Origin of the sequence: Aerococcus viridans (assembly GCF_001543285.1) — a bacterium.
Classification (GTDB): Bacteria; Bacillota; Bacilli; order Lactobacillales; family Aerococcaceae; genus Aerococcus; species Aerococcus viridans.
In genome coordinates this window covers 1,501,657-1,527,520 of the sequence record NZ_CP014164.1, presented here as the reverse complement: position 1 = coordinate 1,527,520, position 25,864 = coordinate 1,501,657, and the positions used below count along the sequence as shown (strand labels likewise).

26 protein-coding genes and 1 pseudogene are annotated in these 25,864 nt (G+C 32.6%); all 27 read left to right on the top strand.

The genetic code is table 11. The features are described from left to right. The first annotated feature begins 154 nt into the window (after nt 1-154). Nucleotides 155-679, top strand: coding sequence for a helix-turn-helix domain-containing protein (locus AWM76_RS07280; protein ID WP_003141428.1), 525 nt, complete (start codon nt 155-157; stop codon nt 677-679). A 123-nt stretch (nt 680-802) separates the two neighbouring features. Then, a complete protein-coding gene (locus AWM76_RS07275; protein ID WP_107127079.1) occupies nt 803-1,621 on the top strand; it encodes an IS3 family transposase in 819 nt (272 codons plus the stop codon). A 90-nt stretch (nt 1,622-1,711) separates the two neighbouring features. Further along, on the top strand, nt 1,712-2,950 hold the full coding sequence (gene istA, locus AWM76_RS07270; RefSeq protein WP_060779370.1) for an IS21 family transposase: 1,239 nt from the start codon (nt 1,712-1,714) through the stop codon (nt 2,948-2,950). Continuing rightward, complete coding sequence (istB, locus tag AWM76_RS07265) at nt 2,940-3,677, top strand: IS21-like element helper ATPase IstB (RefSeq protein ID WP_003141336.1); 738 nt, start codon at nt 2,940-2,942, stop codon at nt 3,675-3,677. Before istA ends, istB begins: the two co-directional genes overlap by 11 nt. 47 nt (nt 3,678-3,724) lie before the next feature. Further along, a complete protein-coding gene (locus tag AWM76_RS11240) occupies nt 3,725-3,859 on the top strand; it encodes an IS3 family transposase (RefSeq protein ID WP_082702807.1) in 135 nt (44 codons plus the stop codon). Nucleotides 3,860-4,864: 1,005 nt separating this feature from the next. Then, complete coding sequence (locus AWM76_RS07260) at nt 4,865-6,037, top strand: IS256-like element IS1542 family transposase (protein WP_060779369.1); 1,173 nt, start codon at nt 4,865-4,867, stop codon at nt 6,035-6,037. Nucleotides 6,038-6,277: 240 nt separating this feature from the next. Next, nucleotides 6,278-7,015 (top strand): LPS chain length-determining protein, encoded by a 738-nt coding sequence (locus tag AWM76_RS07255; RefSeq protein WP_003141685.1) that lies wholly within the window; start codon nt 6,278-6,280, stop codon nt 7,013-7,015. Nucleotides 7,016-7,018: 3 nt separating this feature from the next. After that, nucleotides 7,019-7,747 carry a CpsD/CapB family tyrosine-protein kinase gene (locus AWM76_RS07250; RefSeq protein WP_003141683.1) on the top strand — a complete coding sequence of 243 codons (729 nt, stop codon included), beginning with the start codon at nt 7,019-7,021 and terminating at the stop codon, nt 7,745-7,747. Nucleotides 7,748-8,478: 731 nt separating this feature from the next. Next, nucleotides 8,479-9,076: pseudogene (locus tag AWM76_RS07245) on the top strand (sugar transferase); the annotation flags it as partial. Next, the gene (locus AWM76_RS07240; RefSeq protein ID WP_335338909.1) at nt 9,077-10,009 is read left to right on the top strand and encodes an NAD-dependent epimerase/dehydratase family protein; all 933 of its coding nucleotides are present in this window, start codon (nt 9,077-9,079) and stop codon (nt 10,007-10,009) included. It begins immediately after the preceding pseudogene. Further along, nucleotides 10,009-11,136: a glycosyltransferase gene (locus AWM76_RS07235; RefSeq protein WP_003141678.1), complete on the top strand. Its 1,128-nt coding sequence runs from the start codon at nt 10,009-10,011 to the stop codon at nt 11,134-11,136. The genes AWM76_RS07240 and AWM76_RS07235 overlap by 1 nt, the downstream gene beginning before the upstream one ends. Nucleotides 11,137-11,175: 39 nt before the next feature. Next, nucleotides 11,176-12,084, top strand: a complete 909-nt coding sequence (locus AWM76_RS07230; RefSeq protein ID WP_039935006.1) for a hypothetical protein — start codon at nt 11,176-11,178, stop codon at nt 12,082-12,084. A 26-nt stretch (nt 12,085-12,110) separates the two neighbouring features. Then, entirely contained in the window at nt 12,111-12,461 is a 351-nt protein-coding gene (locus AWM76_RS07225; RefSeq protein WP_039935004.1) for a hypothetical protein, read from the top strand. A gap of 73 nt (nt 12,462-12,534) precedes the next feature. Continuing rightward, nucleotides 12,535-13,350 (top strand): glycosyltransferase, encoded by an 816-nt coding sequence (locus AWM76_RS07220; protein ID WP_003141674.1) that lies wholly within the window; start codon nt 12,535-12,537, stop codon nt 13,348-13,350. Then, entirely contained in the window at nt 13,347-14,072 is a 726-nt protein-coding gene (locus AWM76_RS07215; RefSeq protein ID WP_003141672.1) for a glycosyltransferase family 2 protein, read from the top strand. The genes AWM76_RS07220 and AWM76_RS07215 overlap by 4 nt, the downstream gene beginning before the upstream one ends. Next, nucleotides 14,069-14,953: a glucose-1-phosphate thymidylyltransferase RfbA gene (gene rfbA, locus AWM76_RS07210; protein WP_003141671.1), complete on the top strand. Its 885-nt coding sequence runs from the start codon at nt 14,069-14,071 to the stop codon at nt 14,951-14,953. The genes AWM76_RS07215 and rfbA overlap by 4 nt, the downstream gene beginning before the upstream one ends. Nucleotides 14,954-14,969: 16 nt before the next feature. Next, nucleotides 14,970-15,521, top strand: a complete 552-nt coding sequence (gene rfbC / locus AWM76_RS07205; protein WP_003141670.1) for a dTDP-4-dehydrorhamnose 3,5-epimerase — start codon at nt 14,970-14,972, stop codon at nt 15,519-15,521. Between the two features lie 19 nt (nt 15,522-15,540). Further along, nucleotides 15,541-16,572 carry a dTDP-glucose 4,6-dehydratase gene (gene rfbB, locus AWM76_RS07200; protein ID WP_039935001.1) on the top strand — a complete coding sequence of 344 codons (1,032 nt, stop codon included), beginning with the start codon at nt 15,541-15,543 and terminating at the stop codon, nt 16,570-16,572. Beyond that, nucleotides 16,572-17,411 carry a dTDP-4-dehydrorhamnose reductase gene (rfbD, locus tag AWM76_RS07195; protein WP_003141668.1) on the top strand — a complete coding sequence of 280 codons (840 nt, stop codon included), beginning with the start codon at nt 16,572-16,574 and terminating at the stop codon, nt 17,409-17,411. Before rfbB ends, rfbD begins: the two co-directional genes overlap by 1 nt. After that, on the top strand, nt 17,401-18,387 hold the full coding sequence (locus AWM76_RS07190; protein ID WP_003141667.1) for a glycosyltransferase family 2 protein: 987 nt from the start codon (nt 17,401-17,403) through the stop codon (nt 18,385-18,387). The genes rfbD and AWM76_RS07190 overlap by 11 nt, the downstream gene beginning before the upstream one ends. Nucleotides 18,388-18,391: 4 nt before the next feature. Beyond that, a complete protein-coding gene (locus AWM76_RS07185) occupies nt 18,392-19,744 on the top strand; it encodes a glycosyltransferase family protein (protein ID WP_003141665.1) in 1,353 nt (450 codons plus the stop codon). 86 nt (nt 19,745-19,830) lie between these two features. After that, nucleotides 19,831-21,108, top strand: coding sequence for a flippase (locus tag AWM76_RS07180; RefSeq protein ID WP_003141663.1), 1,278 nt, complete (start codon nt 19,831-19,833; stop codon nt 21,106-21,108). A 29-nt stretch (nt 21,109-21,137) separates the two neighbouring features. After that, nucleotides 21,138-22,142 (top strand): UDP-N-acetylglucosamine 4,6-dehydratase (inverting), encoded by a 1,005-nt coding sequence (gene pseB, locus AWM76_RS07175; protein ID WP_003141661.1) that lies wholly within the window; start codon nt 21,138-21,140, stop codon nt 22,140-22,142. A 15-nt stretch (nt 22,143-22,157) separates the two neighbouring features. Then, entirely contained in the window at nt 22,158-23,348 is a 1,191-nt protein-coding gene (gene pseC / locus AWM76_RS07170) for a UDP-4-amino-4,6-dideoxy-N-acetyl-beta-L-altrosamine transaminase (RefSeq protein WP_003141660.1), read from the top strand. Nucleotides 23,349-23,356: 8 nt separating this feature from the next. Next, on the top strand, nt 23,357-24,091 hold the full coding sequence (locus tag AWM76_RS07165; protein ID WP_003141658.1) for a cytidylyltransferase domain-containing protein: 735 nt from the start codon (nt 23,357-23,359) through the stop codon (nt 24,089-24,091). Nucleotides 24,092-24,103: 12 nt separating this feature from the next. After that, nucleotides 24,104-25,087: a PseG/SpsG family protein gene (locus tag AWM76_RS07160; RefSeq protein ID WP_003141657.1), complete on the top strand. Its 984-nt coding sequence runs from the start codon at nt 24,104-24,106 to the stop codon at nt 25,085-25,087. Between the two features lie 4 nt (nt 25,088-25,091). Then, nucleotides 25,092-25,862 (top strand): SDR family NAD(P)-dependent oxidoreductase, encoded by a 771-nt coding sequence (locus AWM76_RS07155; protein WP_003141656.1) that lies wholly within the window; start codon nt 25,092-25,094, stop codon nt 25,860-25,862. Nucleotides 25,863-25,864 lie beyond the last annotated feature (2 nt).

Here is a 25,864-nt window from a genome sequence, read left to right as displayed (position 1 = left end):
ATAGATAACTTTAAACTAGAAACTTGATCTCTATTGTGAGGTCAAGTTTCTTTTTTTGGCTCTACAATATATAGGACTGATGACTTCTAAAATGATATGCTCCCCCTAAAGTAGACACTTAATAAAATAAGTCTACTTTAGAGGGGATTTTTTTATGAATAGAAAAATATATTCTGCAGATGTGTTAGAAAAATATATTCTGATGTTCATCAAAGATGGTATAAATTATCCAACTTTGGTAAAAGAGTATGGGTTATCGATACATAATACAATATTCTATCAATATGTTAATAAATATCGAAAGTATGGTTTAGAGGCCTTGAAACCTAGAAAATTAAATAATATATATTCTGAAGAATTTAAACAAAAGGTAGTTAATGCTGATTTAAATGATGAGGGATCTCTTCGATATCTAACACTAAGATTCAATGTTCCTGCTGTATCAACTGTAAGTTATTGGATAATGAAGTATACTGAGGGTAAAAGTAGTAAGAGTTACAGTACGAAACCCGAGGTGTACACTATGAAAATGAGAAAAACAACGACCAGTGAGCGAATAGAAATTGTCAAGGATTGTTTATCCAATAACTTATCATATGTGCAAACAGCAAAAAAATATCAAGTATCTTATAATAACGTTTACTCATGGGTTCAAAAATATAAAAAAACATGGAAGTGAAGGCCTAATAGATGGACGAGGACGCCGAAAACCTTCTACGATTCAAACTGAAACTGAACAGTTACGTACAGAAATAGCTGCTTTAAAAGCTAAAAATGAGTACTTAAAAACAGAGAATGCGGTATTAAAAAAGCTCGAGGAGATAGAAAGAGGGTCGATATTAAAAGAGCACGATATGAAGCGGAATTTCAAACCATCTCCTGCCTCAAAGAAAAAGGATTCAAAATAACTCTTTTATGTCAGGTATTAGGGGTTAGTCGTGCTGGATATTATAAGTGGTTAAAACGAAAGCCGACGGCTGAGGAAATACGCTTAAATAATATCATGAAGACAATTATTGACGTGAATGAAGAAGTTAATGGTATATATGGATATAGGAGAATGACAATTTATTTGAATCACTATTGTGAGGAGAAAGCTAATCATAAATGTGTATACAGAGTAATGACTCATTTAGGTATAAAATCAGTTATTCGTAAGAAACGATACCACTATAAACCGCATAAACCACAAAATGTAGCTGAAAATGTGTTAAATCGCGAATTCAAAAAAACGTATAAAGCAAATGAAGTCCTGTTAACTGATGTAACAGAATTAAAATACAATAACCACTCTAAAGCCTATTTGAGTGCAGTTTTGGATTATGGTGAGAAGAAAATTATTGCGTGGAAATTAGGAATTTCCAATAACAACCACCTCGTAGCTGAAACATTTAAGCAAATTGAAGGTCAACTGTTACCAAATAAGACCTTGATACATAGTGATCGTGGTTATCAGTATACTTCCCATTGGTTCAAAGAATATATAAAGAGAAATGAGGTTATACAAAGTATGTCGAGACCAGGCTATTGTATTGATAACGGACCTATGGAAAGTTTCTGGGGCATCCTTAAGGATGAGTGTTATAGAAGAAGACATTTTGGATGTAAAGAACAGTTATAAAATGTAGGAAAATGACAATGTAAAATTGTTGGTTTTCCTACATTTTTTATATACTCTTCTTATCCCCTATAGAATTGGAGTGGAATAGGAATGAGAAGAGATATCAGAGAAGGAGTGAAAAAACATATGATTGATGGCATAAAGCCCAATTATACTGCGTTAGCGGAACAATACGGATGTGACTATCGTACGGTTAAAGCAGCGTATGAAGAAGCGTTACAAGGTAATAAACCTAAAACAAGGAGGACATATCCGAGTAAATTAGATTCATTCAAACAAATCATAGATATTAAGTTAGAAGATCAATGTACCGCTAAAAGTATCTTCAAATTCATACAAAAGAAAGGGTTCGATGGGAGTTACAGTCTTGTTAGAGACTATTGCCGTGGAGTGAAAAAAGAACGGATACAGAAAGCAACGGTACGCGTCGAATATACGCCTGGTCTTTCAGCACAAATCGATTGGAAAGAAGAAATGCGACTGATAAGCAGTCAGGGAGAAGTCTTCCGCTTTAATATTTTCCTTTATATATTGCCCTACTCAAAGAAGAAATTTATTACGCTTACCTTTGATCGTAAACAAGATACATTGTTTGAGTGCATGAATGATGCCTTTTATAACACCGGTGGTGTTCCAGAAGAAATATGGTTCGATAATATGAAAACTGTCGTCGACCGGTCACGAACTCAATTCTCTCAGGTTCATTTAAACGATCGCTTCTATTCTTTTAGTAAAGATGCAGGGTTCAGAACAATGGTCTGTCGTCCTTTTCGCCCCCAAACAAAAGGCAGCGTAGAAGCTCTCGCCAGAACAATGGACCGGTTACGGGTTTACAATCATGAATTTTATGATTCGACAGACCTCATTCGAATCGTTGACGAACTTTGTGATGAATTAAATTCGGAAGTGTCTCAAGCAACGGACGAGATTCCTGATATACTTTGGAAAATTAATGAAAAAGAGCACCTCCATAAGCTAAAAGATGACTTGTTAAATCCTTATTTTGAAGACTTTATTCGCCGTAAAGTCACAAAGGAAGCAATGGTCATTTTCCGCAAATGTAGGTACTCTGTAGACCCTCGTTATATCGGAAAAGAAGTTGACTTGGATCTTTCCGAAAACGAAGAGTACGTGCACATTTATTATAACGGAGAACAGATTCGTTCGCACCCACTTACCACAAAAAGATTGAACTATAACCAAGAAGATTTGGTTCAGATACTTAAATCAGATGTCATGAGCCACAAAGAAGAAGATGACATCCAAGAACATATTAAACGAAGTTTAAAGCAATATGATTTACTGGAGGTGCCTTCGAATGAGCAGTAACTATCAAAAACTATTAAATAATCTAGAGGCCTTGAATTTAAAACATATGAGAGAATATGTGCCAAACTATATTGAAATTGCCAATCGAGATGAGCTTTCTGTAACAGAAGCTCTTCTAGAATTAACTAATCAAGAATTAGACTTTCAAACGAATCAGACTGTGGAACGTGTCATCCAGCGCGCACACTTTCCCAAACGGACATCACTTGAAGAATTTGATTTCAACTTTCAACCAAGCGTTAACAAAAAAGAGATTCTAGACTTGAAACATATGGCTTTTATGGAAAAAAAAGAAAACTTAGTTTTCATTGGAAACCCTGGTGTAGGGAAAACACACCTTGTCATTGCATTAGGCATTGAAGCATGTCATCAAGGCTACCGTACGCTGTTTATCAGTTGTCATGAATTACTTTTACGTCTTCGTTCTGCCTTTGAAAAAGGGACCGTCGATCGTGTTCTGAAACGATATGCCAAATATGATCTTTTGATCATTGATGAAATAGGTTATTTACCAATTCAAAAAGTTGAAGCTAACCTCTTCTTTCAACTATTAACGATGCGTTACGAAAAAAAATCAACAATGATTACGACAAATATTATCTTATCTCGATGGGGGGAGCTATTTCAGAATTCTGAAATAGCCGCCGCCATTCTTGATCGTCTGGTTCACCATGTTAAAGTCTTCAAGATTACTGGAAAATCATATCGTATGAAAGGGAAAATATAAATGGACTTCTAAATTAGACTGTCAAAAACCTACATTTTTATTCTGTCATAAACCTACAATTTTATACTGTCCTTGACAATTTTGAATCTTTTGAAGATTTAGAGAGCGCCATTAATACTTACATTAACTTTTATAACTCGAAACGCGTTACTTTATCAATGGGATTACGGATTCCATTATAAGAAAAAGCCATGCATGAGAAATTCATACATGGCACACAAAAATTTGTTTATTTGCTTGTCTACTTGACAGAGGGCAGTTCAGTTGCTTTGTCCTTTATTGTGTTTACTATGAAATAATAACATATATTGATAAATTAAAATTTTTGAAAACTAGATAGGTGATCTAAAATAGTCATAAAAAAGACTCTTTCAATCATAGTGAATTTTTACAAATTTCTTATCTCTTGCTCTATACTCCCCATTGTCTTGCAAATAAAACTTGATTCTTTTTTACCATTAACTCTACACTCAATTCGAAATTGAAGTATCCTTTCCGCTAATTTTGTTTGTATAGCTAAGTGTTCTTAGGATTGGATTGTTAGTTCAGGGAAATCATATAATTTGGAGAGTTTATAAAATTTCGTTAATTTTGACTTAGCTCGGTCTATAAAATCATATAAATTTTATTCTTTTATAATACGTATGTATTGTCTACTTCCTCTAGGAAAGTGACGAAAAATTTGTTTAGATAATTTTGGTTTTCTGACCTGGAAATCTAATTATTGTAATTGTTCAAGAGTATTCTTGTAAAGTTACAGGAATAGAAATTGGAATTGGTTTTTCAGTGAATAATTTTTCAAAATCAGTATTGAATTTGTATTTTAAGTCAGATTCTATATGTTGTACATCATGTGTTACATAAAAAAATTCAACCTCTCAGAATTAGGGCAGATAAGTTTTCCTAGTTAGATCAGTTAGATGTAAGAAAGACAGTTGCCTAGCAAACTAATTTCTTTAAGATTAATTCATTAAATAACTAAATAGAATATAAACAATGTTGTGTAAAAATGTAAAAGAGCTTTTGGGAGAAAGATTTTTATACACCCTTTTTATATATATAGGTTATATTTCGAAAGGAAATGTCAGATAAAGTCCATATAATTGTGTAAAAGATAAAAGGCCATGTAACAGCCCTTTTACGGTACAATGTTTTTAACCACAAAAACATACCCAGGAGGACGTTACATGACCCAAGTACATTTTACACTGAACAACGAAGAGGTTCAAAGTATTATTGAACATTCGGTAAAAGATGAAGTTTCTAAAAATATTTTGACCACTGTTTTCAACCAATTGATGGAAAATCAACGAACAGAATATATTCAAGCCGATGACTATGAACGTTCAGAAAGTCGTCAGAGTCAAAGAAATGGCTATTATGAGCGAGACTTTACGACTCGTGTGGGCACACTCGAGTTAAAAGTGCCTAGAACACGTGATGGTGAATTTTCACCGACGGTGTTTGAGCGTTATCAGCGAAATGAAAAGGCACTGCTCGCTTCAATGCTTGAGATGTATGTTTCAGGCGTTTCGACACGTAAAGTTTCAAAGATTGTTGAAGAGCTATGTGGAAAATCGGTATCGAAATCTTTTGTTTCTAGCCTGACTGAGCAGTTAGACCCGATGGTCAACGAATGGCAGAACCGTTCACTCTCAGGTACGAGTTATCCTTATCTGATGACTGATGTTCTCTACATAAAAGTCCGTGAGGACCATCGAGTGCTTTCTAAAAGCTGCCATATTGCGATCGGGATAACAGAAGGTGGTGATCGTGAAATCATTGGCTTCATGATCCAAAATGAAGAAAGTGATGACACATGGTCCATCTTCTTTGAATACTTAAAAGAACGCGGTCTACAGGGGACAGAACTCATCATTTCTGATGCCCATAAAGGCCTAGTGTCTGCAATTCGTAAGTCATTTACCAACGCGAGTTGGCAGAGATGCCAGGTCCATTTTTTAAGAAACATCTTCAGTTCCATTCCAAAAAAGAATTCAAAACCGTTTAGAGAAGCAGTAAAAGCGATCTTTAAGTTTACGGATATTGAACTCGCTCGAACAGCTAAGAATGCCTTAGTCGGTGAATATATCGACCAGTCTAAATATACAAAAGCTTGCGAAACATTGGATAATGGCTTCGAAGATGCCTTTCAATACACGGTTATCGGAAATGGTCACAATCGGCTAAAAAGCACCAACCTTCTTGAACGACTGAACCAGGAAGTCCGCAGAAGAGAAAAGATTATTCGGATTTTTCCCAACCGAACGTCTGCCAATCGATTAATTGGAGCTGTCCTTATAGACCTTCATGACGAATGGCTCAGTTCTACAAGAAAATATATTAAGTTTGATCAATGAGAGACCGGTAAAACATTGTATAGTATTTTACACAGGATTATGGACTTGACTAAATGTCATGAAATTGTATTATGGATGTAAATTACATTGATGAAAGATTCATTTTTGGACTATAATTAAATGCAAATATAAAACTTCTTAATTTAAAAAATACGGCTTTAAACTATTAATGCTTGGTATTTTTAATTAAAGAAACTTTTGGTGATGGTTAGAAATGGTTTAGGTTAATTAGGAGGAAAAATGGAAAAAGAATATGAACTTTATGATTTATGGCTATTGTTTAAAAAATACTTTATTAGAATTTTGAATATGACGATTATTGGTGCAACTTTAGCAGCGATAGTAGTCATGTTTTTCGTAGAGCCACAATACTCATCTCAAGCGCAGTTGATTGTTAATCAACGTAGTAGTCAGGATACTTCAATTCAATATAACGAAATACAAACTAACGTAACTTTAGTCAGTACCTACAGAGATATTATCTTAGGAGATGGTGTGCTAACGGAAGTGAACAATAGTTTGGATGGAAAATTTACAGTTCCTCAACTACGGAATGCTTTAAGGGTTGAACAATCTACTGATTCTCAGGCTTTTAACATTTCTGCAACGATGGATACACCAGGAGATGCGCAGAATATTGTAAATAGTGTCATTACAGAATTTGAAAAGACATTGATCAGTATTTATGGTGATGATGTCTCAAATTTATATGTAGTTTCGTCAGCTACGTTCAATCCATCTCCAGTGTCACCTAATGTAGTACGAGTAACCATAATTGGTGGCCTCCTTGGCGCAATGATTATGGTAGCTATCGCACTTGTTATTGAAGTATTAGATAGCAGAGTGAAATCTAGTGATGACCTTATAGATTTACAAATGGTTAAACTAGGAGGAATTTTTGAACTAAGTGAGGATCAGAAAGAGCATAGTCGAGTACAAAGTACTGTCGCTACTAAAAGTCGAGAAAGAAGGGTGTAAATTATGTTTAATTTTAAAAGTAAGAAAAAGCAACAAAAACTAGAAAATGAACAAAAATTAGGATCACCTTTAGTAACATACTTTGAACCTATGTCAGCAATAGCGGAACAGTATAAAACAATTCGGACTAATATTGAGTTTGCACAAATTGGCAGTTCAGTTAAGAGCATTGCAGTTACCTCTTCTATATCTATGGAAGGAAAGTCAACAACCACTGTTAACTTGGCTTATACATACGCTCAAACTGGGAAAAAAGTATTAATTGTAGATACTGACCTGCGAAAACCTACTCTACATAAGACCTTCAAATTAAATAATAATGTAGGACTAACAACAGCCCTTGTAAATGAGGAATATTCTTTAGAAAGTGTAATTCAATATTCTGAAGATTTTGACTTGTATATCTTACCTTCTGGGCCTATACCGCCCAATCCAGCTGAGTTAGTGGGATCTCAAGAATTTTCAGTGTTGCTAGACCAAATTACGGAATTATTTGATTTAGTGATTTTTGATACCCCGCCTTTACATTCAGTTACAGACGGTCAGATAATTTCAGGTAAAGTAGATGGTACCATTTTAGTTGTACGTCAAAATTATGTTCGAAGAGATCAAGTGGTTGAAGCTAAGGTTTCGCTAGATAATGTTAAAGCCAATCTTATTGGTTATATCTTAAATGATGTTCCTATTAATAAAAATAAGGGATATGGGTATTACGAATATTATAATGTTTGATTTGTCAAATTAAGCTAGACAAATGTGAATCATTAATGTAACTCAAGAATACTTCCATAGGCGTTCGATAATTTAATGATTTTCTAGGTATTTGATTAGCTTAAGGTACCAAAGCATATCTCCAATTATATAAGTTAGAATTATGTGTACGAATCACCTAATCGATAAATCTATCAATTAGGTGATTCTATTATAAAAGTTGAGGAAATCTTATAAAAACAAATTCTGATGAATTATCACAGATTTTTAAGATTCGAAGGATGAAATGTCTATTATTAAAACAAGGCTTGTCTTTTTGAATTGACGTGAGATGTTTTGTAGTAACAATGACCAGTTTATTAAGATGTGAGGTTATTTTTGAGAGGGCTAATAATAGATTAAATAACAGTGGATTCTTCTAAACGATTTTATGACTATGCGAAAAGAAAATATAAGTGAACAAAAACATTGAGTGCACAGCCAAGAAACATGTGCATGAATAGTATTGAATGGAACAAATATAAATTGTTTTATGAGACACTGCAATTCTTTAATTAAAATAGCGTTGTTGATTGAATGTGTATAACGATGTGAGTATCATGAAAGGATAAACACAATATATAGCATAAAAAGGCACTAAAAATACGTCACACATACTATATATAGATTTTGGCTAAGAATTATACATAAATTGGAAAACAAGGTGCTCAAATGCACTTTATTCATACATAACCGAAGCAGGAGGAATTATCATGGTTTACTTAAAGATAAAAAGATTAATAGATATCATACTTTCAGGTTTAGGACTAATCATTTTAGCTCCTGTTTTTTAATACTTATATTAGCAATCAAGGTTGACTCCCCTGGACCTGTTCTCTTTAAACAGAAGAGAGTAGGAATCCATAAGAGTCATTTTCATATATTGAAGTTTAGAACCATGAGAATTGATACGCCGAAGGACACACCAACACATCTTTTAGAAAATCCAGATCAGTGGATTACAAAGGTAGGTAAGTTTCTACGCAGAACATCTCTGGATGAACTACCTCAAATCATCAATATCTTTAAAGGCGAGATGAGTATCATCGGTCCAAGACCAGCCCTTGGAATCAGTATGATCTGATTGAAGAAAGGGACAAGTACGGTGCCAATAATGTGCCGGTTGGTCTTACAGGCTGGGCGCAGATTAATGGTAGAGATGAGTTGCCTATATAAGAAAAGTCTAGGTTGGATGGGGAATACGTTAAAAAGAGAAGTCTTTGGTTTGACCTTATATGTTTCATAGGAACTTTTACAGCTGTTCTTAAGAGCAAAGGCGTTATTGAAGGTGGGACTGGGGTTATTGCAAAGATGACTAAAGATAAAGAAGAAAGTAAAGGTTCGAGTCATTCCAATTTATTAAGAGGTGAAACGATGAAGCGAGTTCTAATCACTGGAAAGAACAGTTATATAGGTACATCTCTTGAGAATTGGTTCATGAGAGAACCTGATAAATATATAGTAGATACGGTTGATATGAAAGACGGCTCATGGAAAGAGAAGGACTTCAGTTTATATGATGTCGTGTTTCATGTGGCTGGGATTGCTCATGTGTCATCTGATCCAAAGATGGAAGACCTCTACTATAAAGTTAATAGAGACCTTACGATCGAAACTGCTGAGAAGGCCAAGGCAGAAGGTGTAAAGCAGTTCATTTTTATGAGCAGTATTATTGTCTATGGGGATAGCAGCGGTAGTAAGAGAGTCATTGATAGAAATACAGTTCCGACACCGAGTAACTTTTATGGAAATAGTAAGCTCCAGGCAGAGGAAGGTATCAAAGATTTAGAATCAGATGATTTTAAGATAGTTGTGCTAAGACCACCTATGATTTATGGGAAAGGCTCCAAAGGTAACTATCCAAGGCTTGCTAACATGTCCAAGAAGATACCTGTATTTCCTGACATCGATAATGAGCGCAGTATGCTTCATATAGATAATCTTTGTGAGTTCATTAAGGTCATGGTTGACCATGAAGAGGCGGGATTGTACTTCCCACAGAACAAAGAATATGTGAAGACCAGTGAGTTGGTTAGATTGATTGGTGAAATTCATGGGAAGAAGATCATGATGACTAAGATGTTTAATCCTGTATTGAGGTTGATGTTTGGAATCGGAATTGTGAATAAGATATTTGGTAATTTGGTTTATGAGAAGTCCATGAGTGACTATGATAAGACAAATTACCGAATAAGAACATTTAGAGAATCTATAGAGTTGACGGAATTGGAGAGTGGAAGGTGATGAAAGCAGTTATAGTTAATTGCTTTGATACTTATGAGGATAGAGTTGATTTAGTTCATGAGTTTTTCAAAGAACAAGGATACGACGTAACAGTAATTCAATCTGATTTTAGGCACTTCAAAAAAGTACATAGAAAAGAACCTAAAGAAGAGTTTATTTTTGTTAAGTCAAAGCCCTACTATAAGAATTTATCAGTATCAAGACTATCTTCACATTATAAATACGCGGGCGATGCTTTTAAGATTGTCGAAGAGTTAAAGCCAGACTTAGTATATACATTTGTACCACCGAATTCTCTAGCAAAGTTTGCTGCCAGCTATAAGCAAAAGCATAAAGATGTAAAGCTTATATTAGACTTAATAGATTTATGGCCAGAAACGATGCCTATAGGGAAGGCAAAGCAGTTTCCACCATTTACTTTTTGGGGTGCAATGAGAGATAAGAGCTTAGAATATGCTGATCTTATAATTACTGAATGTGATTTATATCAGTCTGTTTTAGGTGATGCATTGAAAGGTGTTAAGACAGAAACTGTATATCTTGCTAAAAGAGAGATAGAAGTAGTTAGCAATCCTCAGTTAAGCGAAGATGATATACATTTGGCTTACTTAGGGTCAATTAACAATATCATTGATATTCCTAAGATCAAAGAAATCATAGAAACCATCAAGAAGGTTAAGCCTGTAACGCTTCATCTTATAGGTGATGGTGAAAGCAAACAAGAGCTTATTGAGTCAGCAAAAGCAGGTGGTGCTACTGTTGAATACCATGGTAAAGTCTATGATCCACAAGAGAAACAAGATATTCTTGATAAATGTCATTTTGGATTGAATATTATGAAAGATAGTGTTTGTGTTGGATTAACAATGAAGTCTATAGATTACTTCCAGCATGGACTTCCTATCATAAATAACATCCCTGCAGATACAGCAGAGATAGTTGAGAAGTATGGTGTTGGTTTAAATGTAAAAGGAAACATATGTGTGGATTTAATAAAAAATAACGAGAATTTTAATGGTTTATTGATGGAACTAAGAAGAAATAATTGTAAAGAATTATTTATAGAACAGTTCTCAATGGATTCTTTCAAAGCAAAATTGAGAAAGAGTGTAAATGATATTTATTGACACATAGAAATGTCATTTCCAATATTGGAGGTAGAAAGTTTGACTGGAGAGATTTCTTTAAAGAATAGTATAACTCAAAACGGTAAGCACTTAAGTACTAAACCTAATTTATTGGCAATCATTATAGTCATCGAACTCGTACTTGGTGGTGCAGGAAGATTACTGACTTTTGGTCCATTAACAATTAGATATATTCTGTTTTTGTTGGCGATTTTATATTTTATATTTAAAATCATTCGTAATAATTTCAAAGTAGAAAAGAACATTTTTCATATACCTGTGGTGGTGTTTTTCTTTTTCTATTTAATCTCAATAATGAATGGGATGATAAGGGGATATCCTATATCTGACATTGTTTTATCGAGCCAAGGATACTTGTATTTATTGATATTCTTTCCATTCACACTATTTATTAATACAACAGAGAAGGCAAAAATAGCTTTGAACATCTTTAATAAAGCTGCTTTTTTTCTTGCATTGTTCTCCATAGGAATTTTCGTAGCTCTTAGTGCGAGACCATCTCTATACAGTGTAATCAACCCATTACTTATGAATTTAGAATACGGACATTTATCAATGAGATATGGGTTGCCTAGTGTTTTTTTAAAGACTAGTCCTTATATGGCTATAGCATTTATACATGAGCTTTATAAATATGTTAGTTTATCAAATGAAAGAACTTTTTTTTCTATCATTAGAATGTTTATACTCCTTGTTGGGTGTTTAACAACTATGACAATGGGAATATGGGTGTCTTTAGTTTTTGGGATATTGCTGGTAATTTCATTTTCAAAGGGAAGTAAAAAATTAGCTGCTTTACTACTTACAATAGTTGTTGGAATAGCTGTAACATTGATTTTTTCAGAGTTCTTATCATCTACTTTGGTTAATCGTATTAGCAGAACGGATAGTAGCTATATAATCAAATCTAATCTAATCAATTATTAACTATGATTAATGTATGGTTTGAGAATATGTTATTTGGAAAAGGGTTTGGTGTGAGAATTTTATTCATAAATGAAATTGCAACTAGAGAAATGGTGAAATTTGAACTTTTCTGGTTGGAATTGCTAGTGAATATGGGGATTTTAGGTTTTATATCTTATGTATATATCATACTCAAAAACTTATTTGTAGGCTTAAAATCCTGCAGGAAATTGAATTTAAGAGAAGCAACACATGTTAAATCAATAATAATTGGATTACTAATGCTGTGTATTATCTCTTCAGTGAATCCATTTTTAAACAACCCAATAGGTCTCGGGTATTTAGTTATTGTAATGACATCTATTAATGCATTTTATAAAAAAAGCATTGCTTCTTAATATACAGACAACTAAGTTCAAAAATATATGATGGTGTTATATATTTGGAAAATGCTGCAAGAGGGGGCGTACAATGAAATTTACTTGTATAGTAGTTATTTATAATTTGGCGTGTAAAAACTCAATTACATTAAAATCATTATTAAAAATAGGAATTGATAGTTTAAATATTATCGTTTGTGATAACAGCGTCAAATCCCAAATGAAAAATAGTAATGTAATGTTTTGCAATGAACGAGCAATTAAATATCTAGACATGGAGGGTAATTCAGGGTTAAGTAAAGCATATAATCGGGCTTTAAAAGAAATTGATACAGATAGCTGGGTGGTGATCTTTGACCAAGATACAAAAATTACCGTGAAGTACTTTGACAAGCTTAACGAATCAATATCCAAATATCCTGAAATATATATGCATGTTCCTATCGTAAAGTCCAAAAATATGCAAATGTCTCCGAGTTTATCTAATGGCTATAGTGTTAAAAGAATAAATATGAGCACTTCGGGTGTATATAAAGATATTACTGCAATCAACTCTGGAATGGCTGTTAAAAGAGATGTTTTTGAAAAAACCGGAAGTTATAATGAAAACATATTTTTAGATTATTTAGATCATTATTTTGTAAGAGAATATAAAAAAATATTCAAGAAAATTGCAGTGTTTGACTGCGTAATTATCCAGGATTTTTCAGACGAGGACCATACTAATTATAGCAGAGATCTGAGTAGATTTGAGATTTATTCGAAGGATTTTTATGAGTATTGTAAAGATAGCATTAAGGGAAGAGCCTTTTATGCAACAAAAATTTTGTACCGATCAATAAAACTTTCCATTTTGCATAAAAATATAGCGTTTTTAAAAATAGCAATTGAAAGGAGAAAAGGATGAATTTATCTGTAGCATTAGCAACCTATAATGGAGAACTATACTTAAAAGAGCAAATTGAAAGTATCATAGGACAATTAGAAGAAGATGATGAACTTATAATAAGTGATGATGGCTCTACAGATAGCACTATCGAAATTATTAGCACCTACTTAAATGACAAAAGAGTAAAGTTGTATAGTAATAATGAAAAAGGTGTAATTAAGAATTTTGAGAACGCAATAAGAAAAACAAAAAATAATATTATAGTGTTATCTGACCAAGATGATGTTTGGTTGCCTAATAAAGCAAAGACTATTAAAGATGTTTTTAGTAGAAATAACACAAAATTATTGGTATCGGCTGCGAAATATGTAGATTCGGATCTAAACGAAATTAATAGTATGAATTCAATTCATCCAACATGGAGAAAGGGAATAGTTAAAAATATCATTAAGAATACTTATATAGGTTGTTGTATGGCTTTTAATAGAGAGGTGCTAGATATCATATTGCCATTTCCAGAAAATATTCCTATGCATGATGTTTGGATTGGTATATTAGTAGAGTTAAACAAATCTGAAGTAACATATATTGATGAGCCATTGATTTTGTACCGAAGACACAATAATACTGCGACTACAAATAAGAGGAATAATTTAAAAAGAATTATAAGTTGGCGATTTGCACTTTTTACAAATTTAGTCAAAAGATCAATGAAATTTAAAGGGGGGAGGATAAAATGAAAGGAATTATTTTAGCTGGAGGATCAGGTACAAGATTATATCCATTAACAATGGTAACAAGCAAGCAATTATTGCCAGTATATGACAAACCAATGATATATTACCCACTATCAGTGTTCATGTTGGCTGGTATCAAAGATATCCTTATTATTTCAACACCACAAGATTTGCCTAATTTTGAAAGACTATTAGGTGATGGGAGTCAATTTGGAATTAGTCTTGAATATGCTGAACAGCCATCACCGGATGGATTAGCGCAAGCTTTTATTATTGGTGAAGACTTTATAGGAGACGATAATGTAGCACTGATATTGGGAGACAACATTTATTATGGAAATGGGTTTACTCCTATACTAAAAGAAGCAGCTGAAAATGCAAAGAATGGTAAAGCTACAATATTTGGATATTATGTTCATGATCCAGAACGCTTTGGAATTGTGGAATTTGATGATAATGGAAGGGTTCTCTCAGTTGAAGAAAAACCTAAGAATCCAAAATCTAACTACTGTATCACAGGTCTTTATTTCTATGATAATAGAGTTGTAGACTTAGCGAAGAAAGTTAAGCCTTCACATAGGGGAGAACTTGAAATTACCGACTTAAATAGAATGTACTTAGAAGACGAAACTCTTAATGTGAAGCTTTTAGGACGTGGATTTGCTTGGTTAGATACAGGAACTATGGATAGTTTGATTGAAGCTGCAGAATTTGTGCAAATGATTGAAAAGCGACAAAGTATCAAAATTTCAGCGCTTGAAGAAATTGCGTATCATAATGGGTGGATTGATAGAGAAACTCTTTTATCGTCTGCAGAGAAATATGGTAAATCACCTTATGGAGAACATTTGAAGAAAGTTGCTGAAGGCAAAATTCATTATTAGAAAAGAGGTAGGATAAATGAATATTATAAAGACAGATATTGAGGATGTAATTATTATCGAGCCAAAAGTCTTTGGTGATCATAGAGGATGGTTTACAGAAACATACTCTAAAGAGAAGTTTAAAGAGTTTGGTATTGATATTGACTTTATCCAAGATAATCATTCTCTTTCAGCACAGAAAGGGACATTAAGAGGACTTCATTTCCAGCTGAATCCTAAGGCGCAGACAAAGCTTGTGAGATGCACTAAAGGGAAAATCTTAGATGTGGCTGTAGATATTAGAGAAGGATCTCCTACATATAAAAAATGGGTAGCTGTTGAACTAACAGAAGAAAACAAAAAACAATTGTTAGTTCCTAAGGGGTTTGCCCATGGGTTTATAACATTAACGGATAATGTAGAAGTACAATATAAAGTAGATGAGTATTATTCTCCAGAAAATGATAGAAGTATAAGATTTGACGACCCTGAGATAAATGTAGATTGGGGTATAGATAGCCCGATTTTATCCGAGAAAGATTTAAGTGCACCGATGTTATCTGAAAGTGATGCAAACTTTAAATACTAACGAAAGAGGGGAAAAAGGAATGAATGTATTAGTAACAGGTGGAGCTGGATTTATAGGAAGTAACTTTGTTTTTCATATGCTTAAAGAGCATCCAACATATAGGATTATTTGTTTAGATGCATTAACTTATGCAGGGAATTTATCAACACTAGAGCCAGTGATGGAAAATCCTAACTTTAGATTTGTAAAAGGTGATATTACGGATAGAGATTTAATAGACAAGCTATTTGAAGAAGAAAAATTCGACTTTATAGTTAACTTTGCTGCAGAGTCTCACGTAGATAGATCAATCGAAGATCCAGGCATTTTCTTAAAAACAAATATCCTAGGTACACAAGTGTTAATGGATGCTTCTAGGAAATATGGAGTAAAGAGATTTCACCAAGTTTCCACAGATGAAGTATATGGAGATTTACCACTAGATAGACCTGACTTGTTCTTCACAGAAGAGACTCCAATTCATACATCATCACCATACTCAGCATCAAAAGCATCTGCTGATCTGTTAGTACAGGCATATCACAGAACCTTTAAATTGCCTATAACCATTTCAAGATGTTCTAATAACTATGGCCCTTATCACTTCCCAGAGAAACTAATACCACTTATAATAGCAAGAGCACTTAATGATGACTCATTACCTGTTTATGGCAGGGGGGAAAATGTTAGAGATTGGCTTTATGTTGAAGATCATTGTATAGCTATAGACTTAATACTTCACAAGGGGAAAGATGGTGAAGTTTATAATATAGGTGGGCATAACGAAAAAACAAATTTAGATGTAGTAAAAACAATTTTAAAAGAGTTAGGAAAGCCTGAATCTTTAATTACTTTTGTAAAAGACAGAGCAGGACATGACATGCGTTATGCTATTGATCCTTCAAAGACTAGAAGAGAATTAGGATGGGAGCCAACTACACTATTTGATGAAGGTATTAAGATGACAATCAAATGGTATCTTGAAAATCGTGACTGGTGGGAAAACATTATATCAGGTGATTATAAAGATTACTATGTAAAGATGTACGGAGATAGGCAAGGTGATAACTAATGAAAGTATTGGTAACGGGAGCAAATGGACAGCTTGGATATGATGTTATTAAAAGATTAGAAGAAAAAAAAATTGAGTATTTAGGTACAGATAGAGACACTTTAGATATTACTAATGAAGATGATGTTAAAAGGGTTATAAAAGATTATAGCCCTGATGTCATCGTGCATTGTGCTGCATATACAGCAGTGGATAAAGCAGAGGATGAAAGAGAACTTTGTCATGCGGTAAATGTCTTAGGAACAAGGTATATTGTAGAGGCATGTAAAGAAATAGATGCAAAAATGATCTATATAAGCACGGATTATGTATTTGATGGTGAAGGGGACAAGCCTTTTGAAGTAACAGATACGCCAAATCCTATAAATTATTATGGGCAAACAAAATACGAAGGTGAATTAGAAGTTCAGAAGCTTGTAGACAAATATTTTATTGTTAGAATTTCTTGGGTGTTTGGAAGTAACGGCAATAATTTTGTTAAAACTATGCTTCGATTAGGAAAAGAAATAGATGAAATTTCTGTAGTGGCAGATCAAGTTGGATCTCCTACGTATACTTATGACTTAGCAGGGTTACTACTTGAAATGATTGAAACAGATAAGTATGGAATTTATCATGCTACGAACGAAGGATATTGCAGTTGGTACGAATTCGCATGTGAGATATTCAATCAAGCAGGTATGGATGTTAAAGTAAATCCTATAAAGACAGAAGATTATCCTACGAGAGCTAAGAGGCCTAAGAATTCGAGGTTAGCAAAAGAGGATTTAGTGAGAAATAATCTTAAGGCTAGAAATGAGTGGTATGAAGCATTGAGGAGATATATCGATGAATTATAGAGTATCAGTTGCTATGTGTACATTTAATGGTAGCAAGTTTATTAAAGAGCAATTAAAGAGTATCATAAATCAAACTCGACAACCAGATGAAATTGTTATATGCGATGATATTTCAACGGATAATACGATTAAACTTATAGAATCAATTCTTGAAGAGACTAATATTGAATGGTCAGTATTAGTTAATGAGTCAAGATTAGGTGTTGCAAAAAACTTCGAAAAAGCTATAAGTTTATGCACCGGAGATATTATCTTTACGTCGGACCAAGATGACTATTGGGTTGAGTATAAAATTGATAAAGTTCTTGATGAATTTAAAAAAAACCCAGAAGTTAATTTAGTATTTTCTAACGCGAGATTAGTAGATTCTAATTTAATAGAATTACCAGGAGATTTATGGAGTTCTATAGGTTTTTCAAATAATAAGCTTAAGAAGGACAAAATATTTGTTCTAGAATCACTTCTAAAAAACAATTTTGTTACTGGGGCAACTATGGCTTTTAGGAAGGATGTTTTAAATAGAATTTTTCCCATTCCTAATTACTGGATTCATGACTATTGGATTGCATTACAGTGCTTACTTGAAGGCAAAGTTTTTGCAGTTCCAGAGATGTTAATTCTATATAGGCAACATGATAAAAATGTTATCGGTGCAAAAAAATTATCTCTGACTAGCAAAATTAAAAAGTATTTGAATAATTTTAACTATGTGGATGAAATGCATAGTCAAAGACTTAAAATGAGTAGAGAGTTAATTTCTTATTTAAAAGCTGTGGACAAAGAAGTAGATGACAACTTTCTAAGAATGATCATAGAGTGCAGTAAGTTTTGGGAAAGGCGAGTTAACCAATTAACTAACCCAAAAATTTTAGCTTTACAAGATATAATGAGTGATATTAAGAACTCTAACTATAAGAAGTATTATACAGGAGTTAGAGGAGCAATAAGAGATATTTATTTGGTGATTAGAGGGTGAAGTTATGGATAAAATTTTGAACGCAGAAAACAAAATAAAACATGAAATTATTCATGATGACATCAATGCTACAGAGTTTTTATTGACCCATTTTTACGAAGAAAATTTTACTTCTAGCACAAACAAGTTAAAGTTATATATTAAAAAACTTATATCTTGGGTAGCAAAACAAATACCATCGGAGAGATTTTATAGCAATGTATTACCTAAATTAAAATATAAGAATAAAAAGTATGTTTATGTCCAAATGTTTGATATAGCGGATTCAAGACATTTTAGTATTTTAGATAACCTAATACAGAAAACTACGAATAATGAAAACAAGCAATATACACTGATAGTTACAAATAGTAAAAGAGTAGCAGCGTATTATAAAATAAAAGGGTTTGATGTATTGAGTTTGAAATATCCTAAATTCATAGGAATTAAAAAGTCAAATTCTAATCTAAATTTTGAAGAAAACTTACTCATTAATAAATGTATATTCTTATATGAAAAAGCTAAGAAGATACTTGTTGAATTGGATACAGAAGTTATATTTACTACTCAAGATTTTCATATCTATGATCAAATTTTTACTAAAGCTGCAAATAAAGTAGGTGTGATAAGCGTAACTCATCAACATGGTATGATTCCATATCCTACACCAGGATTATTTAAATATATTTATTCTACGTATGTTATGGTATGGGGGAAAAGTTCATACGATACTTTGAAAGAATACATTCCAGAGCAAAAAATTATTATATCTGGCACAGATAAGTTTAACTATCTATTAACAAAGCCACATGATATGACTAGAAGAAATATTACATTAGCGCTCAATCCAATAGACGAAAAAACAAATAGAGAAATAATCTACCATACTTTTAAATCATTTCAAGATAGTTTAAATGATTTAGAAGGAATAAGCAATGTAATAGTTAAATTACATCCATCGTTGAATAGAAGGCATTACGAAGAAATTATTCAAGATATAATTACATCTAATGATTTAAATGTAAATTATATCATCAATGAGAATGATAATTTTATGGTTTTATATAGTTCAAAAATTTTTATTGGTTATTTAACTACTCTTTCATTAGAAGCAATGATTGCAGGGTGTTCAGTAATCGAGTTAAATATGAATATTAATAGAGAAGCTCTTTGTGGAAATAGATTGTTTAGAAATCTGCCAGAATCTATAGTGCACTATAACGACATCAAAAATGAGTTGTTAAAAAGAATTTTGAACACGAAATATAACAACGACATATTAATGAAACAACGAAAAAATATTGATTATGAAATACACGATTTTAGTATAAAAACAGAATTAGATTATATTAATGATATGATTGAAGGCAGTAGATAAGCTTTGCATCAGGAATATTTGACATTTAATGAGTTTACATTAATGGAGGGATATAAGGTGAAGTATTTGATTGAGAAGGCGTTAAAATGCATAAGAAGTATTTAAATAATAGCTTAATAAAGAATACCAGTATATATACTTTAACCAGTATATTAAATTCAGCTATACCATTTTTAATGCTACCAATATTAACAAGACATTTAACTCCTGAAGATTATGGTATAGTCTCAATGTTTACTCTTTTAGTAACATTCATAGTGCCTTTTATAGGCTTGAATTTAAATGGTGCTATAACCAGACAATATTATGATCGTGAGAAAATTAACATAAGTGAGTATGCTGGTAATTGTATTTTTATTTTATTGATTAATTCAATTTTTGTGGGATCTATATTCTATTTTTCCTCTGCATTTATAGCAAGAACAGCTTCTTTTCCTAGTAGATTGTTATGGAGTGTATTAATTTTTGCAGTGTCTCAATTTATTTGCAGTATATTACTTAGCTTACTTCAAGTTAAGAAAAAAGCTCTTTTATATGGAATATTTAATATCATACAAACTTCACTGAATTTGGGTATAAGTATTTTTTTTGTTGTCTATTTAGGCTTAGGTTATACTGGGAGAATATATGGAATGGTAATTACTTTAGCGTTGTTTGCACTAATTTCATTATTTATACTAATCAAGAAGAAGTGGGTTAAGTTCGTTATAAAGAAAGAATATATTAAACACGCTTTAATGTTTGGAATTCCTTTGATACCACATGTTTTGTCTGGAACCATTATATCAATGACAGATAGATTTTTTATTACCTCTATGGTCGGCTTAGCTGCAACGGGTGTATATACAGTGGGATATCAGGTAGGGACGATAATTAATTTACTGTCTACATCTTTTAATAATGCTTATGTTCCTTGGCTATATGAAAAATTGAAGGAAAATCAATATACTACAAAAATAAAAATCGTAAAATTCACTTATATATATTTTGTTGGTATACTACTACTTGCCTTAGGTTTAGGCATATTAGCACCAATTTTTCTAAGTGTTTTCTTAGGTAAAGCATTTAATGAATCAAGTGTTTACGTGATTTGGATTGCATTAGGATATGCTTTTAACGGGATGTACCTTATGGTGGTCAACTATATTTTTTATGAACAGAAAAATAGTACTTTGGCTATGGTTACTTTTGCTACAGCATTTTTAAATATTGTATTAAACTATTTTTTTATAAGAGAATTTGGAGCTATAGGAGCTGCGCAAGCAACTACAATAATATTTGCTATAAAATTTGTTGTTGTATGGATATTATCGGCAAAGGTTCATAAAATGCCTTGGAAAAATGTACTATTAAATAAAAACTAGACTTCAATTGAGAGAAAAGGAGAAATAAAATGCTTAATAACAAATCAATTTTAATTACAGGTGGAACAGGTTCATTTGGAAAGCAGTTTACTGAAATGGTTCTTAAAAACTTTGACCCTAAAAAAATTATTATCTATTCACGAGATGAGTTTAAACAAGACATCATGAGAAAGGATTTTAGTAATAAATTTCCGGACAAGATCTCAAAATTAAGATTCTTTATTGGTGATGTTCGCGATAAAGATAGATTATACAGGGCCTTCAAAGGGGTAGATTATATTATTCATGCTGCTGCAATGAAGCAAGTGCCCGCATGTGAATACAATCCTTTTGAAGCTATTAAGACAAATATTCATGGAGCTCAGAATATTGTTGATGCAGCAATTGATTGTGGTGTCAAAAAAGTTATTGCTCTCTCTACAGATAAAGCGGTTAATCCAATTAACCTTTATGGTGGCACAAAGCTAGTTTCAGACAAATTATTTGTTTCAGCAAATTCTTATCGTGGAGATGAAGGAACAGTATTCGCAGTAGTTCGGTATGGAAATGTTTCTGGAAGCAGAGGATCGGTAATTCCTTTCTTTAGAGAGTTACTTAATAACGGTACCACGGAACTTCCAATAACAGATACAAGAATGACGAGATTCTGGATGACTCTTGATGATGCAGTAGATCTAGTTGTAAAAGCATTAGAAGAATCAAAAGGTGGAGAAACATATGTATTTAAAAATCCATCATACACGATTACTGATATTGCAGAAGCTATGAATCCTGGTGGTAAGATTAATGTTGTTGGAATCAGAGAAGGCGAAAAACTTCATGAAGTTATGATTACTAGCGATGATTCAAGAGGTACCTATGATTATGGGGATCATTACATCATTTATCCTAATTACATTTGGTGGTCAAAAGATTATTACTTTAAAGAAGGCGGCACTTTAATTGAAGAAGGCTGGGAGTATAACTCTGGTACAAACACTGAATGGATAGATACAGAGACACTAAGAAAGAAAATTGAAGAGTTGGGACTATAGTTAGGAGGAATCATTATGGATAAACCTGCTATATTAGGCGGTAAACCGATAAGAGATACTTATTTGTCATACGGTAAACAAACTGTAGATGAATCAGACATACAAGCAGTTGTAGATGTGTTAAAAGGTGATTATTTAACAACTGGTCCTTTTGTAAAAGAATTTGAAGAGAAAGTAGCTGACTATGTAGGGGCTAAGTATGCTGTTGCAGTTTCAAACGGTACTGCTGCTCTTCATATGGCTTGTTTTGCGGCTGGAATAAAAGAAGGTGATGAAGTCATAGTCAGTTCTATGACGTTTGCAGCTTCGGCCAATGCCGTACTTTACTGTGGGGGAACTCCTGTTTTCGCAGATATTGATCCAGTGACATATAACATTGATCCAGATAGAATTGAAGAGAAAATCACAGATAAGACCAAAGCAATTATTCCAGTAGATTTTTCAGGCCAATCTGTTGATATGGACAGAATTAAAGAAATTGCAGATAAGCACGATTTGATTATCATAGAAGATGCTGCACATGCATTAGGTAGCGAATATAAGGGGAGAAAAGTTGGTAGTCAAGCGGATATGGTTGAATTCAGTTTTCACCCGGTAAAACCTATAACAACAGCTGAAGGTGGAATTGTAACTACAAATAGTGAGAATTTATACAAAAAGATGATGATTTTTAGAACACATGGAATCACGCGAGATCAAGAAATCTTAAATGAAAATCATGGTCCTTGGTATTATGAACAACAACACCTTGGTTATAATTATCGATTGACTGATGTTCAAAGTGCGCTTGGAACAAGTCAAATGAATAAAATCAATGATTTTATCACTCGAAGAAGAGAAATTGTTGAACAATATAATGAAGCATTTAAGGATTTAAAAGAAATAGTGACACCATCTGAGGCAGAATTTTCAGATTCGGGCTGGCATATTTACGTTATAAAAGTTAAGCCTGAGTTATTAACTACAACTCGGAAAGAAATCTTTGAAGCTTTACAAGCTGAGAATATTGGTGTCAATGTTCATTACATTCCAGTATATCTTCATCCTTATTATAGAGATTTAGGCTATGCAAAGGGCATATGCCCTAATGCAGAAGAACTGTATGAAAACATGATCACTTTACCCCTATTCCCAAGCATGTCTAATGAAGATGTGAATGATGTTGTGGTAGCAGTGAAAAAAGTAATAGATTATTACCGAAAGTAGGTAAGAATATGAAAATAGGCGCAATAATTCAAGCAAGAATGGGCTCAACTAGACTACCCGAAAAGGTTATGAAAAACCTTCAGGGAAAAACTGTGTTAGAACATGTGATTGAGCGAGTGAAACAGTCTAAGTTAATCGATGAAATAATAATTGCAACAACAACTCATGAAAGAGATGCAGTGATTGAATCAGAGGCTTTAAGATGTGGCGTAAAATCTTTTAGAGGAAGTGAAGACGACGTTTTATCAAGATACTATTATGCAGCCAAAGAGAATAACTTAGACGTTGTAGTCCGGATCACTTCGGATTGTCCTTTGATTGATCCTAAGGTATTGGATGAAATAATTGATTATTATAACACAGGAAATTTAGATATTGTATCAAATGGTGGTTCAGATGTATTAAATAGAACATACCCAAGGGGACTAGATACTGAAGTGTTTTCTTTCAAAATATTAGAATATGCTTTTAATCATGCAGAAGAGAAATACCAGAGAGAACATGTTACACCATACATTTATGAGACATCTGATAGGACTTACTATTATAAAAATAATACAGATTATTCAAAGTATAGATGGACATTAGATACAGATGATGATTTTGAAGTAATTTCACAAATCTACAAGTATTTATATCACGGGACTCATGATTTTTACTTGAAAGATATTGTCAAGTTGTTTGAAAAAATGCCAGAATTGTATGATATAAATGCCCACATTGAACAGAAAAAAATCAAGTAAGTAGGATTGATAATGATGAATGTGAAAATTTTTACTGAAGGTGGACCTGATATAGGTCTTGGGCATATATCTAGATGTACTTCATTATACGATGAGGTAGCAAGCAGAGGGTTTAACGTCGAACTTGTTATATACGGAGACGAAAATAATATTGGTTTGTTAAAGAAGAGAAATTTCACATTTGTGAATTGGTATGATAAAAACAACCTATACAAATGCATATCTAAAAGTGATTATGTTATCGTAGATTCTTATAAAGCTAATTTAGAAATATACGAGATCATCTCCCAAATTTCTAAAAGAGCTTTGTACATAGATGATGTTGGACGGTTAAACTATCCTAAAGGAATAGTTTTAAACCCAGCTTTGGATACGAGTTATATAGTTTATCCTAAAGATAAAGCAATCACTTATTTATTAGGTCCTCATTACATTATTCTCCGCCCTCCATTTATAGATGTAAAAAGAGACTATATAGAAAAAAACATACAGAACGCTTTAATTGTAATGGGTGGAACAGACATAAGAAATTTGTTGCCAGACATCACTACTCAAATTTGCACAAAGTATCCTGATATAAATTTCAGAATAATAATTGGAACCACATCTAACGAATTAGAAGAAATTTCAAACAATGGCGTTTATAACGTTAAAATTTATAATAATCTAACTGGTGATGAAATTAAGCAACTAATGTTGGAGTCTGATTTTGCGATAACTGCAGCAGGACAAACTATATATGAACTCATAGCTACTTGTACACCTTTTATCCCTATTCAAGTTATTGATAATCAAAAGTTCACGGTATCCGCAATATTAGAAAATAATCTTGTTCATAAAGTACTAAATTGGGAATCTGATAGCTTAAGAGAACAAATCATACAGGAAATTGAGCTTCTAAAGGAACAAGCATATAGAGTATCGCTTAGCGATAAGTATTCGAACTTTATTGATGGGAAAGGTGTACAAAGAATCATAGATGAATTAATGGGGTGAGTATATGGAGTATGTAATAATTACTGGAGCAAGGAAAGGTTTAGGAAGATCATTGGCAAGAACAGTAATTGATAAAGATAGAGTGCTAATATTAATAGCTAGAGATCAATTTAAACTAAATGAAATAAAAGCTGAGTTGAATAAAAAACATCACCAAAAGATATTAGCATATCCATTTGATTTGAATAACTATGAAAATGTAGATGATTTGATGAATAATATAATCCTACAATTCAACCTTAAAGATGATTTTAAAATAACGCTTATTAATAACGCTGGTACCATTCATCCAATTAAAACAGTTGATTTGTTAGAAGAAACTGATATTAAAAGCAATTTAACAGTAAATGTTCTATCACCGGTACTTATGATTAGCAAGTTGACTAGGTTTGCAAATCAAAATAGTAGACAACTGAAAATCATCAATATTTCTTCGGGAGCATATAATCAGCCAATTGATAGTTGGGCTTTGTACTGTACTTCTAAAGCAGCAATTCAAATGTATCTCGAAGTTTCACTATCAGAGAACAATAAAGACTCAGCCGTAAAAATTCTATCAATTGATCCTGGAGTTATGGATACAGGAATGCAAGAATCAATAAGAAATTCAGAATCAAAAGGATTTAGTAAAAAAAATGATTTTGTTAATTTATACAGAGAACATAAATTGCGTAGTGTGGATTCGGTTGCTAAAGTAATAAAAGAAAATTTTATTGATGATTGGAATGTCAATAGTAACTTTATGAAACTCGATACTTTTTTTGAAAGTAAGTGATT